Origin of the sequence: Corynebacterium sp. HFH0082 (genome assembly GCF_000411235.1) — a bacterium.
Classification (GTDB): domain Bacteria; phylum Actinomycetota; class Actinomycetes; order Mycobacteriales; family Mycobacteriaceae; genus Corynebacterium; species Corynebacterium jeikeium_D.
Window position 1 is genome coordinate 2,468,964 of record NZ_KE150404.1, and the last position, 16,509, is coordinate 2,485,472.

Sequence of the window (16,509 nt, forward strand, 5' to 3'; positions counted from 1 at the left end):
GAGCTCCATGACCAGTGGCAACGCTTCTGATTTCGAATTCTCCGCGATTCGCCGCGGTGTAGTCACGATTTGGTTTATCAGCACCAATGACCCTGCTGCGACCCTGGAGACAGGTGTTCAGCACGACCGCGGTTTCGGGCGTCGTTTCCTAGCTCTCTATGACTCAACGCTGCCGGTAACACCGATTGGTGATTTCCCGCTCAACCGCTCGGCGGAAACCGGTGACGGTGAATACTACATCGGTGGCTTTGAGGGCGTTGCCGTACTGCAGACGGTTCTCGATGATGTCTCGCAGCTGTCCAAGCTGTCGCCTCGTCTACGGCAGGAGATTGCCGCCACGGACGTCTACGCGAGTGTGTCGAATAAATCCACGGGCTTCGGTGCCTTTGCGCATTGGCACGATGGTGAGCTCAAGCGCGCTTTCTCCGCTACTCGCTACCGCACACTGGAAGACATCGGTCTTCCCTGCCCCGCAGAGGGCAGTTTCTGGGCGGGCAAGCACCGCCCGCTGCCCGACGCTTTCGAAGATACGGGTTCACGTCCACGCGAGGGGGTCGGTTTGCCGTTCGTTCCGGCAGAGCTTGCCGACGCCGTCATCACCGACTGGCTCGGATTCGACCCGCATTCGCCCGCTACCGATATCCCTGTTAGTGGTTTTGCGGTGGATGGCCGTCGTGCGGCTCCCGGAGCTTCGTATTCGACGTCTCGTAGTCCACGCGGGCTAATGGGTGAGCCGGGTTCGTCCGAGTCTGGCGCAGAGTTTGACCGCGCCTACGACGACTACGAAGTTCACAACGCAGAGCCGAACCGAGACTTTCTGGAGGAGCTCAGTCGCTTTGGGGCTAAGGCCAAGAACTTCGCTGGCCGCACCTGGCAGCGGGCGCGAGGCAAGTTCGGGAAATAGTTTCTACCGCCCTGCGCGCTGCGACTGAACGCGCAGTCGCTCGTAGAACGCGATCGCCGCGGAGGTAGCCACATTCAGGCTGTCAGTTCCCGGTGACATGGGAATGCGAGCACGCACATCGGTGGCTGCCATCGCGTGCTCGGTAAGCCCCTGTCCCTCAGCGCCAACGAGAATCGCGACCTTGTCCGTGTCCATGGCATCCCACAGGTCCACCGTGCCCGCAGGGGTCATGGACACCACGCGGAAGCCCTGCTCTTTGAGCTGGTCCAGGCTTCGCTGCCAGGTGGTCGTAGTACCGGGCAGAGTCGCAAATGGGACTGTCAGCACATGCCCCATGGAAACGCGCACACTGCGGCGATACAGCGGATCGGCGCAGGCCGCGCCGAAGACGACCCCATCCACGCCCATGCCCGCCGCGTTACGGAACAGGGCTCCGATGTTCTCGTGGTCACCGACTCCCTCCATCACGGCCAAGGTGGTGGCTCCGCTCAGAACTTGGTCCACCGATAGCTCCGGCGCGCGGTCAGCGGTGGCCAGCAGGCCGCGGTGAAGATCAAATCCGGCCGCTGCGGCCAGAACCTCGCGGTCGAGTTCAAACCAGGGCACCGTTTCCGCAATAGCGGCCTCGCTCGCGGTCAGTCCGTCGGCAAGCGATGCGAGCTTCTGGCGAGTACCAAAGACTGCGCGGAGCGGAAAGCGTGAGCGCACTAACCGCGGCACAATGAGCGTGCCTTCGGCGATGACCAGCCCCTTCCCACCGGGCAAATCGGGGCGGGAATCGGACTTGTTGAGGTTGCGGATGTCATCGAGACGGCTGTCGGCGGGATCGTCGACGACGATGGGCGCAAAGCGTTCGAGGAATGTGGTGGTACTCATGGAAACTCTTTAGCCGCCCAGCAGAGCGGTGAACGGATCGGCGGCGAAGTAGATGATGAACAGGCCGGAGACAATCCACATCAGCGGATGTACGGACTTGGCACGACCCGAGAAGATAGCCATCGCAGCAAAGGTGATGAAACCGATGCCGATACCATTTGCAATCGAGTAGGTAAACGGCATGGTGACAATAGTCAAAAATGCCGGCAGTGCGATGTCGAAACGGGTGAAATCAATCTCGGTGATCTGCCCGATCATCATGGCACCGACGATGACCAGCACTGGCGCGGCAGCCTCGATGGGCACGATTTCATAGAGCGGGGTGAAAAACATCGCTGCCAGAAAGAGGATGCCGGTGACAATGTTGGCAAGGCCAGTGCGTGCACCATCGGCGATGCCCGCTGCGGAATCCACAAAGACGGTGTTCGACGAGGAGCTGACTGCACCACCGACAATGGCACCGGTGCCTTCGACAACCAGTGCGCGCTTCATGTCCGGCAGCACACCGTCTTCATCGACAAGTGCGGCCTGCTTGCCCAGACCAGTCATCGTGCCCATGGCATCGAAGAAGTTCGCCAGGACCAAGGTAAACAGCAGCATGGTGGCGCTGAGGGCACCGACGCGGGCAAAGGATCCGAAAAGATCCACAGCTCCAACGAGGGACAAGTCCGGCATGCCGCCTACGCGGTCCGGCAGAGTCGGTACCGCGAGATTCCAACCGGTCGGCACTGGCTTGCCATCAGCGAAGGAGGGGCCCGCATCCGTCAAGGCCTCGACTGCGAGCGCAATGATGGTATTCAGCACGATGCCGATGAACAGGCCACCTGGAATATTGCGGACAACCATGATGCCGCAGATAATCAGCCCGAGGACGAACACGGCGGTCGGCCACGAGGCAATCTGACCATTGATGCCGAGCTGCACCGGGACAGTCGTGTCAGCGGCATCGGGAATACGGCGAACCAGGCCACCGTCGACCAGACCAATCATGGCAATGAATAGGCCGATACCCACACTCATCGCGGCCTTCATATCGGACGGAATCGCGTGGAAGACAGCTGTGCGGAATCCGGTCAGCGCCAGCAGCACGATAATCACCCCGTCCAGCACGACCAGGCCCATCGCTTCTTCCCAGGCCAGCCCCTCGTTAGCAACGAATGTCACGGCAACCAGGGTGTTGATGCCCAGGCCCGTCGCAATGCCGAAGGGGTACTTGGCAAAGAGACCAAAAGTAATGGTCATGACACCCGCGGCGAGCGCGGTGACAGCAGCGACCTGTGGTATCCCCAGGCTATTGCCGTTGACATCCTCGATATTGCCGAGGATCAGCGGGTTGAGCAGAATGATGTAGGCCATCGCGAAGAAGGTCACTACGCCACCGCGAATCTCGGTCACGGTCGTCGAACCGCGCTCCGTGATGTGAAAATAGCGGTCCACTGCCGAAAGATGGCTCCCCTTCCGTGCAGGCTTGGAGTCCTTCGCCTCATCTGAGGATGTTGCAGAGGTGGACGTACCTTTGTCCATTTTTTATGCCTCTCTAGAGTCTCTTTACTATCCGTGTCACGTGTTTATCCGTGTCAGAGCGGAATTTTTGTGCCGAAAACCGTAACGGTGCAGTCTCTGGGGCCACGGTGGCGTCGAAACTGCACCTTCTTCGTCATCGCGTTTGCCTAGGTGGAAAGCTACAGGTGGGAATCCTGGTAGGGTTCCGCCACCGGTGCACCCTGCCCCGTTACTTCCGGGATAGCTGAGTGAGCACCGCAGCCGTGGTCAAAGCTTACGGCCGTGGCATCGAATGTCCATTCGTTAACGCACACGCCCCAGTTCTTACCGAGCGGCCCGGTCAGCGGGACCATAAAGGCGCAGGTTCGGCAACGGTGCAATGCTTCCCGAGCAAAGTCACTCTCGGGGCCGGTATCGCCCTCTTCCCAACGCTGCTCGGTGTCTTCCACACCACGCGCCGACAAGGTGCGGGTCTGCAAGTCATCGCCGTCGAGTCGCTCATCTCCCACTGCAGCCGGCAACAAATCGCGTGGACCGAGGTCACCGGGGCGCAGCCGCTCCTCGTAGGGCACCCATTCAGGCGCCTGCAGCGCGGTTTCGCCAGGGACAAGAGCCACTTCACTGACCGTCGCCTGTTGAGTGCCCGGCGCGCACGCGACCACCACATGCCACTCCCAGCCCCTGTATCCGGGCAGGTCAGCCGCAAAACGATGCACCGCAACGCCCTCGCCTACGACACTTACACCGGTGTGCGCGCCGGCAGGCCCCTCCCCGAGCTCTTCAATCGCGGTACGGGCAGTGTCGACCGCCTGGTGATTCATCACCTTCCCCCGTCGGCGGCTGTTTCGGGAACGTCGTCGATTTTCAGTCACGTTTCCTATCCTAGAGTGAAGCTATGGACAGATTCCCGTCGGGCGATGCAAAACTCGCCCGCCCTTTCCACTCATCACGCTTTACGACGGTCCGAGCTGCCATCCTCTCCGTGGCAACTGCCGCCCTATTGGCCGGCTGTGCGGCTGAAACTGGTTCAGGTGGCGATCCCTCAGGCGAGGCCCCTTCTAGTGGAGCTAGTGCGGACTCGAACTCCGGCACCGCCCCAAGGTCGACTTCGGCATCGGTTAATCCCTCCGAGCTGGTCGGTGCCGATAAGGTGCCGGGGCTCGGTGACGTTCCGACACTGAAACTGGCCATCGAGCAGTCCTATCCTGTCTTGGCTCCACCACTTCCCACGGAGAAGAATGTCGCTGCGCCTTTTGTCCAGGGCCTTGAGTTCGAACCCGATGGTTCTTTGTTGATGGGCACCGGCCTCTACGGTGAGTCCCAGATTTACCGATTACCGCAGTGGCTCGACAACTCTGCAGCCGAGCCGACCAACGTGGAAGATTTACAGCCTGAACTCTTCGGCGAGGGGATTACCCGTCATGGAGATACCGTGTGGCAGCTGACGTGGAAGGAAGGACGCGCCATTGAACGCGACGCGGCTACTCTCAAGCAGCGTCGCGAGGTTCCCTTCGACACCGAGGGCTGGGGCGCGTGCTCCTTCGAGGACACCATCGTGACCTCCGACGGCAGCGGCACCCTCACTTTCCGCGCCCCCGATGACCTCTCTTCCCAGCGTCAACTGCCCGTCACTGCAGCAGGTACAGAGACAACGTGGCTCAACGAACTTGAGTGCGTCACTGTCAACGGCGACGCAGCTCTGGACGAAGTGCCGGACGAAGCACCAGCGGACACGAGCGATTCAAACAACCAGAGCAACGCGGACGGACCAAACTCCCCGCAATCGCACCGCGAGATTTGGGCCAACGTCTGGCAGAGTCCATTCATCTACCGCATCAACCCGGAAGACGGAAAGGTCACAGGCATCGTCGATGCCACCGAACTCTTCCGCGACTTGTACGCGCAGCTCTCCCCAGCAGAGCAAAACAGTATTGATGTGCTCAACGGCATTGCTCTAATGCCGGATTCTTCCTCTACCTCCCCCAATGGCCCCCGCCAGTTCCTGCTCACAGGGAAGAAATGGCCCACGGCCTACCGTGTTACCGTGAGTGAATAGCAGTATCTGGCCCGAAAACGGCTAGTGTGACTGAACGTAGCTTCAATTCCGTTACGAATGTCGGGAAGTGAGAGTTGATGGGATCGAGTAGGCGCCGCTGGCAACAGAATAGTAAGGCGTTCATGGTTGTCGGCGCTATTGTCGTGGTGGGTCTTGTCGTCACCGGCATTGTCCTTGCTGTCAATAAGTGGACCAACCAGGCAATCGACGACCCGCACGCGCTGTCCATCGAGGTCATTCAGGACGGCGAAACCACAGAGGTTCTTCCCTACCGTGTCTGCGACCTCTTTGAGAAGAATGCCTGCACCACGACTGAGGCCAACGCCGCCAAGATTTCTCTGGGCGAGCAGGAGACAGCTGAGGTTAACGTCGGCTCCACTGTTGGCTCTAACTCTTGGACTCTGCAGCGCTTCTTCTCCGACGATGCGGTCAACTCCACCTCTCGCAAGGATCCGGGCGAAGCCACGACCGAGACCATCGCTGGCTCCGCCGCTGTTGCCGGCAAGCGCACTCCCCTCGGGGTCGTGGAGGTTTCCACCGCGCTCATCGGAAAGAACTCCGAGGGCGAAGAGACCACCTACGGAATTACTTGGTCGATCGTCAACGAACCGTCGTAAAGCACAGCAAAACGCCCGCTCACTGAGGTTATCCACCTTCGTGAGCGGGCGTTTTTCACATCTTCTAACGACTTACGAGTCCAGCTCGCGCGCGACCGCACGCAGAACCTCAGCCATCTGGTGGCCGTCCTTACGCTCCGGGTAACGCCCGGCGCGCAGGTCACGCTGCACCGTCGACTCCAGCATGGAAATCATGTCCGAAATCATGCCGTTGAGATCGCTGGGGCTGTGCTTCTTTGCTTGACGACGGGCTCCTGCGCCCCCACCTGCCCCGCCACGGCGGTGACGGGCACCGCGCGGTCCCTCGTCGAGCACCTTGATCCGGAGAGCCTGCGGGCCTGGGCGGCCGTCAGCGTAGTCGTACTCCAGGCGCTGACCAGTTACGAGTTCTTCCACACCTTTCGGCAGCACGTTCTTGCCGATGTAGACATCTTCACCGTCCGGATTCGAAACGAAGCCAAAACCGCGATCCTTGTCGTACCACCTGACCTTACCGATGGGCACTTTCCACCTAACCTTCCCGTGCCCTGTGACTGGGGGCACTCAACCTCGTTCCCCCTTGTGCAGCGGTGACTGCCCTTCGGGGTCTTCGGATCGGAGATGCAATTCTTCCGCATTTGCCACCGTCCTCGCACGCACAAACGGCCAGAGTTAGAGGCTCGCTCGCGGCGAGCCTGGCCAGACAGGATCGCGAGGATATGCCGGGCCGGGCGCTGTCTTAATGGTGTTCCTTTAATTAAGGTGCGACCAAAACAGGACGCACTCCAACGGGGAACACATTATTTATTACTGCTTACTAGTGCGAAGTGGCGGCAGCGGTAGCGGCGTGCATGTGCACGTCACCTCCGATTACCTAAAGAACTCAATTATACCCATAGATGGAGACATAAAGGGAAGACGGATTTGAGTGAAGCGAGCACGCTCGCGGATTGACACACCGAGACGGCAACTAACTGCCAGCGTTGGTTCTTTATGGCTATCTCTTATGGCCATCCTTCTCAGTGCATGCGGCGCGCCAAAACCGGAAAAATAACAAGACGATAACGTGAGCTTTATCACATTTTGAAGTTTTAACTTACACAACACCAATAACAGTCACGTCTCTTACCTGCAGTTTCACCTACTTTTATGCATATTTCCCACCTGCGCTCAAAATTAAGAATCCGGCGATTCGCGTGACTATTTCGTTATCAACCGCTACGGTGTGCAATCGACGCGTTTAACGGACGAAGTCGCATAGATCGCCTTCATCTCACTCCAGTGCGATGACATCGGCCCGTTATCAATAACGTGAAGAACTTTCCATAAGAGTGAGATGGGGTTGCATTAGCCCCACTGGCGCCACAAAGAAAATCGACGAAAAGGAAATTTTCATATGGCTCGCCACGCAGCTAAGACCAACACCTTCGCTTCCACTTCGGCAAAGGTTGCACTGACCGGCGCAATCCTCGGTGCCGGTGCCGCTATCTTCGCACCGACCGCTTCTGCAGCTCCGGACTCCGACTGGGACCGCCTGGCACAGTGTGAGTCCGGCGGCAACTGGCACATCAACACCGGAAACGGCTACTACGGCGGTCTGCAGTTCTCCGCAAGCACCTGGAACGCTTTCGGTGGTAACGAGTTCGCTTCGACCGCTGATCAGGCTTCCCGCGAGCAGCAGATTTACGTTGCTGAGAAGGTCCTGGCTCAGCAGGGTTGGGGCGCATGGCCGGCTTGCTCCGCAAGCCTGGGTCTCTCCTCCGGCCCGACCGATCGTCCGCACCCGAGCCAGGGCTCCGCTCCTGTTCGCGCACAGGCCGCTCCGGCAGCTGCTGCTTCCGACTCCAAGACTGACCTGGTCCAGCAGTTCGCTGACCGCCTGTCCAACGTCGACAGCCTGTCCGACGCTCAGGCACTCATCGCTGAGTTCCGTGCACTGACCGGCGAGGTTGAGCTCCCGCAGGAACTGGTCGCAGCCATTCCGTTCGACCTGTCGAAGCTGCAGGGTCTGATTTAAGACTTTCGAGCTAGCCAGCTCATCACAGTAGCCCCGAGGGTAATCCCCTCGGGGCTACTTTTTGCCTTCCGCAGATTGGCGGTGCCGACCCGGGTTAAGTAAAGAAAAGTGTGTCTTTTCCGGGCGTGTTGCGGTTATTTGATCCAGCCTTTTTGGATGCCGAGGTTGTGTTGGTAGCTGGTGTCGATGGCGGTGTCGTATTCTGCTGGTGCACCGATGTCATTGGTAGTGGCTGTGGTGTTGTGGGTGATCAGGTCTGTTGCTGTGGAAAGTGCGTCTTGACCCCATCGTTGGTCCCTGGCGATCTTGACCGGATCGTCAGGGACTTCTGTATGTAGATACAGCCACCAATCCATCACTGTGCGTTGATGCGGTAGTGATAGTCCGCGGTGTCTGCGGGCTAGTTCTTTTATGGGGGCGTTGATGCCACCTTCGAGGCTGTTTGTTGTTGCTGCAAGGTTGTCGGGGTCGATGGTTGTTGGTGGGGGTTGCAGGTAGGTAAACAGCAGGTCTCTGCGGTGCAGAGATAGCAATGATTGATAGGCCGCTCGGACGCGTTGGTGGGTGTAGACCTTGGTGTAGGCGCCGGTAGCAGGGTCTTTGATGGTGGTTTTCTCGTTCATCCATTCCCGGTAGGTGTGGTCGAATTCGTGCAGGTGGGCGACCCATGTGGATGCTTGGTCAAGGTCGGTGATGCGAGTGAGTTTCAGGGCTAGGCGGTAGAGGGTTTTGCCGGCATCGGTGCGGGGGTTGCTGGTGGTGTGGCGGCGGACTGTTCGTTGGGCGTGGACGAGGCAGCGTTGGATGCGTGTTGTTGGCCAGCAGTGGTGGATGGCTGATTGGGCACCTTGTCCGCCGTCTGTGACTGCGATTAGTGGTGCGGCAATGGGGCGTAGGAGTTCGGTGTAGGCGGCGGTGGTTTCGTGTCTGGCCCAGGTCCAGTTGATGACGTGGGTTTTACTGGCTGCGATCAGGAGGCATCCGGACTTTAGATAGGTCGCGTCGAGGAAGATTTGGTCATGGATGCGGAATGAGTCGATGGTGGGTGTGGGGATGATCCACCAGCACCATCGGAATCGGTGGTGCATGGTTTGCCTGGTTACGCCATGGTGTGCGGCGAAGGTGGTTAGAGATTGGGTGCCGGTGGCCCATTGGATGAACAAAGCCATGGTGGCGGTGTTTTTGTTGTGGGTTTGGGTGTTGCGGGTAAAGGAGTGTCCGCAGTGGGTGCAGCGCCAACGGGTGGTTGATTTGCTGGTGGTGCCGTTTTTCTTTGTGTTGTTGCCGCATAGTGGGCAGCTGGGGCGGTTGGTGGTCATCCTTTAATCCAACCGGTGTGCGGTTAGCACAAATGTGGCCGGAGGTGCGGGATGGTGTGGGTAATAGCTTTCGGGGAGCTATTCTTTGGTGATTTGTGGTGTGTGGTCTGGGGTTATGGTGGCATGCGGACACACTTTCCTTTACTTAACCCGCCGACCCAATGCGAGTTAGTGACTGCGTGAATTACTGTCTGCGTTTATGGCTGGCGACGGCGTGCCAACGCGAGTTAGTGACTGCGTTTATGACAAAAATGGCCCGAAAAATGGCTTGAAAGTGTCATAAACTTACACAGTTTCACATTTGCAGCCCGCATCCATGGGGCCATTCCGGTGGATTGGCCAAAAACTGGGCTTGAATAAGCCCCCGCCCACTTCAAGCGCCCCTACTCAAGCCCCCCCCCGCCCCGAGGCCACTGATGTGAAAACCCGCAGCCATGACTGAACTAGCAGTCACGGCTGCGGGCCTCCAGCAGAAGTAGCTCTGCTAAGAATCTAAAAGATTACTTGTTAATCACCGTGGTCGGGTGCACGTAACCCAGAGTCTCCGGATCAACCGGGAACTCAATGTCGCCGAAAGGCGAATCTGCACCAGCGTGGTGAGCAATCAGTTCAGTAACAGCGTGCTGACCAGGCTCGAGGTCCTTCGGCCAGCCGGGATCGACATAGGATTTCTTTGCAACGTTAGCCATGCTGAGATTATCCCAAAAATTTTCTCCCCAGTCACCTTCTCCCCTCCTTAAATCTCACTAAAGTGGGGATTGTCATGACTAGCACCACCCCCTTTGCACTCTTTTCCGACTGGCTGGCAGGTCAACCAGACCAATTTGTGGGCACTATCCTCAGCAATCGCCCCGATGCGCTGTCGCCACCGCCGAAGTCTTCCCAGGTGCTAGCGGCAAGGCTCCAGCTCCGCGCTTCTGTCTCCCGCGCGCTGACCAGACTGCCCGCACTGGAGCTCGCCTGCATTGAGGCTGCCGCTGACCTCGGTGCCGACGCCGAACCCGTCACTGCGGACGTCCTCATCGACTACATTCTCGACTTACTCTCTCGAGCAGAGGTTCCCGCCAATCAACGGCCCACGGCCACGCATATTCGGACAAGCCTCGATACCCTGCGCGAATACGGCCTCATCTGGGGCAACGGCCCCGGCCCCCGCGGCACCTTCACCGGCAAGTCCACCCGCAAGAAGCCTCTGCCCTGGCAGGACTACTTCTGCCTCAGCGATGAGGTCGCCACCTCGTTGCCACCTGGCTGGTATCTTCTGCCCAATCCCGATGGCCCAAGCCGCAGTCAGCTACGCACGGCACTCACCGAGGTTACAGACAGACAGCAGCGGCTTCTGGACACCCTCGCCAACTCCGGAGGTCTCGGCGTTACAAAGGACGCTCATCCGGATGCCGACCCTTCGCTGCCGGTCCCAGCGCTCATCAACGCCGGCCTGCTCGAACGCATCGACGAGGGCACCGTCCGCCTGCCCGCCACCGTTCGCGCGCTTATGCGTGGAGTCGGGCTTGCCGACGACGACGTCCCCCTGCGCCCCGAAACCCCCGCTACCCACGTGATTGCCAGCGGTAACGACCGTGCTGCCGCCACTGCCTGGGAAACTTTGCGACAGGCGACTGACCTGCTGGACTTGCTGGGAACCGACCCCGCGCCGACATTGAAAAACGGTGTCATTGGAGTGCGGGAAACCCGCAGTCTCATCGAGGAGCTCGGCGTCGACATCTCGGAGTTGGCTCGCGGCGTGGCTAACCTCAGTGCAGCGGGGCTGGTTCATGTCGGCACTCCGCATCCGCTGCCACTGCATGACACCGGTGGTGACTATTTCGCCCCCACGCTGGCAGCCGACGGCTTCCTCGACGCCGATCTGGTTGACCGGTGGGTGAGTTTGACGGTCGGCACTCGCACTAGCGACGCAGCTCCCTGGCGGGTCGACCAGCTCAATGAGGAAGGCAAGCGCATTGCTCTACTCTCCCCACAAGCTCGGCTCTCCGGGGTACCGTCAATCCGGGAAATGGTGCTGGCCTGCTGTGCGCAGGTGGCGTCGTCGGCAAGCGACAACGACATCGTTGCTCTGACTGACCTGCGTGAATGCGCCGCCTACTACTACCCGATTACCAACGCGAGGTGCACGGACGAGACGCTCAGTGGCGTGGTCGACGAGCTGGTCGCCCTCGGCATCGTCGTGCGGGACCCGGGCGTGGAAACGATTTCCGTCGGCCTTAGCGAGGTTGGCAAAGCCATGGTCGCGCTCATCGAATCCGGCACCGCCGAGGCCTTCGACGATCTGCGTGCCGCCTGTAACAACCTCTTGCCACCGAACGCCTCGTACCTGATGGTTCAGGCGGACAACACCATCGTCGTACCGGGCCCCGCATCCCCGGAGATGGAACGCATGCTCAGTTCGATTGCGCAGCTGGAATCTCCCGGCCTCGCCAGCGTCTACCGCGTGACCGAAGACAGCCTTCGCGATGCCCTCGACGCCGGCATCAATGCCGCCGATATCTCGGAGTTTCTTTCGCGCTACGCCGTCGGCGAGGTGCCGCAGTCCATTACCTATTTGCTTGACGACGTCGCCCGCCGCCACGGTCGTCTCCGCGGTGGCCCCGCAGCTTCGTTTATCCGCTGTGACGATCCGGCCCTGCTGGCCTCATTCCAGAGTCACCAGGCTGGACAAAGCCTGGCGTTGCGGAAGATTGCCGAAACGGTGCTAATTAGCCAGGCCCCGCTTGCCCAGGTGATTGAGACCGCTAGAAATGCGGGCTTTTCCATCATCGCCGAAGATGCAGAGGGTTTGGTGCTGGATCTCGGTCGCGCTCCCTGCCGCATTGAGGCGCCGGCTCCGGTGCCCGCTGCGCGTACAACGATGCCCGAACCGGAACGCATCAGCCAGGCGTTGACGGCTATTGCCGATGGCAACCGTGCTGCTGAGCACGCCGGTAGTTCCAGTGGCGCTACGGCCAGTGGCAGCACTGCTGGGGTCTCTGGCTCGGCTGCAGATTCGGCGACAGGTACGGGGACAGCTGCCGGTGCCAGCACTAGCACCAATGGCACGAGCGACTACGCCTCCGGCACCGAAGCGTTCAAGCTTCTGCAGCGCGCGGCTCGCCATGGCGACGACCTGTATTTGAGCTACGTTGACCGCAACGGCAAACCCGGCCGCAAGCGCGTGCGCCCAGTCACCGTCTCCGGTGGGCAGGTCGATGCTATCGACCCGGCCACCAGTCAAGTGCTGCGCTTCCTGCTGCATCGCATTACCGAAGTACATCCTGTCGACTAGGCGGCGGGCGCGCGGACCGTCGTAAAGCGATGCAGAAGCGAATGTGGCGGTTCGGGATGATTCGAGCCCGTGACGCATCTTCTGCGTAATCGTGGCAGAATTGACCTTTAGCTTATTTTTGGTCGAATGTCTGCGAGGCGAGGAAATAATGGGTTTCGGTACGGGGCCGCTGATCGTCCAATCGGATAAGACGGTGCTGCTGGAGGTCGATAATCCGGAGGCGGATGCGGCACGCGCGGCGCTGGCACCGTTCGCGGAGCTCGAACGTGCTCCTGAACATGTGCACACCTACCGCATCACCCCGCTGGCGCTGTGGAATGCTCGCGCCGCCGGTCACGACGCGGAGCAGGTGGTCGATGTCCTCGAGCGCTTCTCCAAGTTCCCCGTCCCACAGCCGCTGCTTATCGACGTCGCGGAGACCATGGACCGCTATGGTCGCCTGAGCCTGACCAAGCATCCAGCTCACGGCCTTATTCTGGTCTCACACGACCCTGCGGTACTGGCCGAGGTGACCAAGCACAAAAAGATACGTCCGATGCTCGGTGAGCAAATCGATGCCGACACCTGGACCGTGCACCCCTCCGAGCGAGGCCGTATCAAACAGGAGCTGCTGAAGGTCGGCTGGCCGGCCAATGACACCGCCGGATACATCGACGGTGAGGCACACGCCATCGCTTGGCAGGATCAGGGCACCGGAGGCCACGACACCTGGGAACTGCGCGACTACCAGCGCATGGCGGCTGATTCCTTCCGCGAAGGTGGCTCCGGCGTCGTGGTGCTGCCCTGTGGCGCAGGCAAGACAATCGTCGGTGCGGCGGCCATGGTAGACGCGCAGCGCACCACTTTGATTCTGGTCACCAACACCGTCGCCGGCAGGCAGTGGCGCGACGAGCTGCTGCGACGCACCTCGCTGACCGAGGACGAAATCGGCGAGTACTCCGGCGAAAAGAAGGAAATTCGCCCCGTCACCATTGCGACCTACCAAGTGGTCACGCGCAAGACTAAGGGAGAATACCGCGCACTCGAGCTATTCGATTCCCGCGACTGGGGCCTCATCATCTATGACGAGGTCCACCTCCTGCCCGCTCCTGTGTTCCGAATGAGTGCGGATCTGCAGTCGCGCCGTCGACTGGGGCTCACCGCTACCCTGGTGCGCGAAGATGGCCGCGAGGGCGATGTCTTCAGCCTGATTGGCCCGAAGCGCTACGATGCCCCGTGGAAGGACATCGAAGCCCAGGGCTGGATCGCACCGGCTGACTGCGTTGAGGTCCGCGTGACCCCGACCGAGTCCGAGCGCATGCTCTACGCCACGGCTGAGGCCTCCGACAGGTATCGTCTGGCCGCAACGACGCCGACGAAGATTCCCGTCGTCAAGCAAATCCTTGCCCGACACGAGGGCGAACCCGCTCTGGTGATTGGTGCCTACCTGGATCAGCTCGAAGAGATCGGCGAAGAGCTCGGCGTCGACGTCATCGAAGGAAAGACGTCCAACGCCAAACGCGAGGAGCTCTTTGGGAAGTTCCGGCGCGGCGAGATCAACACGCTGGTGGTCTCCAAGGTTGCGAACTTTTCCATCGACCTTCCCGAAGCCTCTGTCGCCGTGCAAATCTCCGGCACCTTCGGTTCCCGACAGGAGGAGGCACAGCGCCTGGGGCGTCTCCTGCGCCCGAAGTCCGATGGTGGTGGCGCCGTCTTTTACTCGGTGGTGACTCGCGATACGCTCGATACCGAATACGCAGCTCACCGCCAGCGTTTCCTGGCGGAACAGGGCTACGCCTACCGAATCGTCGACGCAGACGAGTACCTCGGGCCCTCCCTGCCCGGTGATTCCACCGCTAGCTCGGAATCCTAGAAAACTGGATAACTAAAGGACTGCCATGAACTTTCACTTCCCCGTCAACCGCGAGCACACCAACGCCAACAACGAGTACTACCGCGATGCCCGCCGACTGCTCATCTCCTCCGGCATTTTCTCTGCTCTGCTGCTCGTCGGCGCTGTGCTGGTTCTAATAGTTTTCGACCGCACGCCGTTTGTTATCGGCAGCGCGGTTATGCTTTTCGCCCTCGCAGCTCTCTACGTCGGCGTTACCTTCCAGGTGCGACGCGCAATTAAGGATCCGCAAGAGCTTTACGACGAATCCCCGCTGGTTCCGGCCATGATTGCGCGTGTGGATGAGCGAACCATGGTGCTGATGACCTTGGTGGACATGCGTAAAGACCCCTCCGATGGCGAGCCCGTCCCGGCCCTGGCTACACGAACTGTCACCACGATTTCCGGGGTTCCCCGCCGTGTGGGCGCGAAGGTGCCAGCTGTTGCTGTGGCCGGTACGCACAAGAGCCGCACCGAGTTCTACGACGAGATCACCCCAGTGCCGCTCGCGTGGTCCACTCCAGACAAGTCAGTCATTGCCCAAGCCCAGCGCAATATTCCGGTCAACGATTGGAATGTGCTCGAACGCAACATCGACCGGATGGAAGAGGTACACGCAACGAAGCGCAATCTCCTGCCGCTGCACTAGTCGGGGGCTGTTAGCCCCGACCTTTTGGCACTGAGCTGTTCTAGCCCCGCCCCCGATTTCCCTTAGCAGCGCTCCCCTCCGCGGTGCTCACATGCACAGCGAGAGCGCCATTAGGAACTGAAACGGGTTGACTAGCTCTTACCCCAGGACTCTTCGTTCTGCCGGTCAATCGCTTCCTTATCGTATTCACCTGCCGGGTCCTCTGGCAGCTCACGTTCCGTGTGAGTGGCCTCTAGAATGAACCGCGCCGCGTCCGTAATCTGCTCTCGCTGAACCTTTGGAACCGCAATCTGGTGAGTCGCCAAGAATACCGCCTGAGTGGCGTCTCCACCTGCCTCCTCGACCTTCTTCAGGTACTCGGTAGCTGGCCGAACAACAGTATCGCGGGAGGCCGCCTGAACGTGGACACGCATGCTTCGCGACGGCTCATGCAATCCCGGTGACACTTCCTTTGCCGAATCATCAGAGGTGCCGAAGAATGCCTGCAACCACACCGCAGGAGCACCACGCAGGTCTAGAGCCGGGGCAACGAGCAACAGAGCAACCGGAGTGTCTTGACTAATCTGGTCTACCGCGGAAACAACGTTGTGGCCGCCTGAAGAGACACCATAAAGAACTAACGGGTTCTGATCACTGATGGGCATTGCACCCAATTTTTGAAGCTGCAACGAATCATCTGCGACAGATGCGACTACCCGCGCAATGTCATAGACGGCCTCAGATACCTTATTCTCTGGTGCGAGCCGGTAATCCACGTCCACAACAATTGCGCCCGATCGGGCTGCCAGGGCAGCCATATTTGGGCCGAAGGAATTCTCACGCAGACTGCCGTCGCCCATCCAGAAAGCGCCGCCGTGTGCGGCAACTACCACAGACCCGGTTGGATCCTGTGGGACAAAAACCCGCACCGGAACGCTAGGACTATCCCCCACCGTCGTATCCGTCACCTCTACTTTGCCGTCGGCATACGCAAGGTATGGCGAGGAATGGTTGACGGCCGCCCCCAGGACCATCATTGAACCGTGAATGATGGCGTCTGGCATACGAGCGCCGCGGTCATTGACTGAAGCACGAGCCTTCTCAATGTCTTCCTCAGAGGCACCCAAGGGGACAACCTCGCTCAAGTAGGAATAGGCCGAGACGTGTTCTTCGAGCCATTCAATAAGCTGTTGTAGCTTACCTTCTTCGGTCGTTACGGGAGTGAAGTTGTCTTGAGCCTCGTCCTCAGAAGAAGCGAGGTTAACCACATCGGAGTTAGGTGTCTGATTAGTCATAGAGACAGTCTGCCACAGAGAGCCAACGAGGATTCACCAAAAGAGGAAACCGAGGATCCGATCGACGCTTAGTTAATTCTGTTTACTCGTGGGTAAAACAAAAGTGGGCCGCAGCAGCCCACCCCACACGGGAACTGGCTACCACGACCCACAAACAAGATTATT

14 protein-coding genes are annotated in these 16,509 nt (G+C 59.7%); 7 read left to right on the forward strand and 7 right to left on the reverse strand.

Annotated elements, in window-relative coordinates; all coding sequences use genetic code 11:
* The first annotated feature begins 7 nt into the window (after positions 1-7).
* Positions 8-904, forward strand: a complete 897-nt coding sequence (locus tag HMPREF1206_RS10675) for a hypothetical protein (protein ID WP_231367208.1) — start codon at positions 8-10, stop codon at positions 902-904.
* A 3-nt stretch (positions 905-907) separates the two neighbouring features.
* Here HMPREF1206_RS10675 and HMPREF1206_RS10680 read toward each other — a convergent pair whose 3' ends face one another.
* The 3 genes from HMPREF1206_RS10680 to HMPREF1206_RS10690 form a co-directional block, all read right to left on the reverse strand.
* Positions 908-1,780, reverse strand: coding sequence for an RNA methyltransferase (locus HMPREF1206_RS10680; RefSeq protein ID WP_016423311.1), 873 nt, complete (start codon positions 1,778-1,780; stop codon positions 908-910).
* Positions 1,781-1,789: 9 nt separating this feature from the next.
* Positions 1,790-3,304 carry an NCS2 family permease gene (locus tag HMPREF1206_RS10685; protein ID WP_016423312.1) on the reverse strand — a complete coding sequence of 505 codons (1,515 nt, stop codon included), beginning with the start codon at positions 3,302-3,304 and terminating at the stop codon, positions 1,790-1,792.
* A 158-nt stretch (positions 3,305-3,462) separates the two neighbouring features.
* Positions 3,463-4,155 carry a DUF3027 domain-containing protein gene (locus HMPREF1206_RS10690; protein WP_224433761.1) on the reverse strand — a complete coding sequence of 231 codons (693 nt, stop codon included), beginning with the start codon at positions 4,153-4,155 and terminating at the stop codon, positions 3,463-3,465.
* Between the two features lie 23 nt (positions 4,156-4,178).
* Between HMPREF1206_RS10690 and HMPREF1206_RS10695 the strand changes: the two genes are divergently transcribed.
* Entirely contained in the window at positions 4,179-5,339 is a 1,161-nt protein-coding gene (locus HMPREF1206_RS10695) for a glutaminyl-peptide cyclotransferase (RefSeq protein ID WP_016423314.1), read from the forward strand.
* Positions 5,340-5,461: 122 nt separating this feature from the next.
* On the forward strand, positions 5,462-5,956 hold the full coding sequence (locus HMPREF1206_RS10700; protein ID WP_016423315.1) for a DUF2771 family protein: 495 nt from the start codon (positions 5,462-5,464) through the stop codon (positions 5,954-5,956).
* Positions 5,957-6,028: 72 nt separating this feature from the next.
* Here the strand turns inward: HMPREF1206_RS10700 and HMPREF1206_RS10705 are convergent, their stop codons facing one another.
* On the reverse strand, positions 6,029-6,460 hold the full coding sequence (locus HMPREF1206_RS10705; protein ID WP_005511873.1) for a cold-shock protein: 432 nt from the start codon (positions 6,458-6,460) through the stop codon (positions 6,029-6,031).
* 871 nt (positions 6,461-7,331) lie between these two features.
* Here HMPREF1206_RS10705 and HMPREF1206_RS10710 point away from each other — a divergent pair.
* Entirely contained in the window at positions 7,332-7,952 is a 621-nt protein-coding gene (locus HMPREF1206_RS10710) for a transglycosylase family protein (protein ID WP_016423316.1), read from the forward strand.
* 134 nt (positions 7,953-8,086) lie between these two features.
* On the opposite strand, the gene HMPREF1206_RS10715 is transcribed toward HMPREF1206_RS10710, so the two are convergent.
* Both HMPREF1206_RS10715 and HMPREF1206_RS10720 read right to left on the reverse strand, forming a co-directional pair.
* On the reverse strand, positions 8,087-9,271 hold the full coding sequence (locus tag HMPREF1206_RS10715) for an IS256-like element IS3503 family transposase (RefSeq protein ID WP_011018353.1): 1,185 nt from the start codon (positions 9,269-9,271) through the stop codon (positions 8,087-8,089).
* A 500-nt stretch (positions 9,272-9,771) separates the two neighbouring features.
* A complete protein-coding gene (locus tag HMPREF1206_RS10720) occupies positions 9,772-9,960 on the reverse strand; it encodes a hypothetical protein (RefSeq protein WP_016423317.1) in 189 nt (62 codons plus the stop codon).
* A gap of 74 nt (positions 9,961-10,034) precedes the next feature.
* Between HMPREF1206_RS10720 and HMPREF1206_RS10725 the strand changes: the two genes are divergently transcribed.
* The 3 genes from HMPREF1206_RS10725 (at position 10,035) to HMPREF1206_RS10735 (ending at position 15,070) form a co-directional block, all read left to right on the forward strand.
* On the forward strand, positions 10,035-12,551 hold the full coding sequence (locus HMPREF1206_RS10725; RefSeq protein ID WP_016423318.1) for a helicase-associated domain-containing protein: 2,517 nt from the start codon (positions 10,035-10,037) through the stop codon (positions 12,549-12,551).
* A gap of 148 nt (positions 12,552-12,699) precedes the next feature.
* A complete protein-coding gene (locus HMPREF1206_RS10730) occupies positions 12,700-14,403 on the forward strand; it encodes a DNA repair helicase XPB (RefSeq protein WP_016423319.1) in 1,704 nt (567 codons plus the stop codon).
* A gap of 25 nt (positions 14,404-14,428) precedes the next feature.
* Positions 14,429-15,070: a DUF3239 domain-containing protein gene (locus HMPREF1206_RS10735; RefSeq protein ID WP_016423320.1), complete on the forward strand. Its 642-nt coding sequence runs from the start codon at positions 14,429-14,431 to the stop codon at positions 15,068-15,070.
* Between the two features lie 131 nt (positions 15,071-15,201).
* Here HMPREF1206_RS10735 and HMPREF1206_RS10740 read toward each other — a convergent pair whose 3' ends face one another.
* A complete protein-coding gene (locus tag HMPREF1206_RS10740; RefSeq protein WP_016423321.1) occupies positions 15,202-16,344 on the reverse strand; it encodes an alpha/beta hydrolase in 1,143 nt (380 codons plus the stop codon).
* Between the last annotated feature and the right edge of the window lie 165 nt (positions 16,345-16,509).

Coding starts and splice junctions, on each gene's coding strand:
- HMPREF1206_RS10680 (WP_016423311.1), bottom strand. CDS start 1,780: ATGAGTACCACCACATTCCTCGAACGCTTTGCGCCCATCGTCGTCGAC.
- HMPREF1206_RS10715 (WP_011018353.1), bottom strand. CDS start 9,271: ATGACCACCAACCGCCCCAGCTGCCCACTATGCGGCAACAACACAAAG.
- HMPREF1206_RS10685 (WP_016423312.1), bottom strand. CDS start 3,304: ATGGACAAAGGTACGTCCACCTCTGCAACATCCTCAGATGAGGCGAAG.
- HMPREF1206_RS10710 (WP_016423316.1), top strand. CDS start 7,332: ATGGCTCGCCACGCAGCTAAGACCAACACCTTCGCTTCCACTTCGGCA.
- HMPREF1206_RS10695 (WP_016423314.1), top strand. CDS start 4,179: ATGGACAGATTCCCGTCGGGCGATGCAAAACTCGCCCGCCCTTTCCAC.
- HMPREF1206_RS10675 (WP_231367208.1), top strand. CDS start 8: ATGACCAGTGGCAACGCTTCTGATTTCGAATTCTCCGCGATTCGCCGC.
- HMPREF1206_RS10720 (WP_016423317.1), bottom strand. CDS start 9,960: ATGGCTAACGTTGCAAAGAAATCCTATGTCGATCCCGGCTGGCCGAAG.
- HMPREF1206_RS10740 (WP_016423321.1), bottom strand. CDS start 16,344: ATGACTAATCAGACACCTAACTCCGATGTGGTTAACCTCGCTTCTTCT.
- HMPREF1206_RS10725 (WP_016423318.1), top strand. CDS start 10,035: ATGACTAGCACCACCCCCTTTGCACTCTTTTCCGACTGGCTGGCAGGT.
- HMPREF1206_RS10730 (WP_016423319.1), top strand. CDS start 12,700: ATGGGTTTCGGTACGGGGCCGCTGATCGTCCAATCGGATAAGACGGTG.
- HMPREF1206_RS10735 (WP_016423320.1), top strand. CDS start 14,429: ATGAACTTTCACTTCCCCGTCAACCGCGAGCACACCAACGCCAACAAC.
- HMPREF1206_RS10700 (WP_016423315.1), top strand. CDS start 5,462: ATGGTTGTCGGCGCTATTGTCGTGGTGGGTCTTGTCGTCACCGGCATT.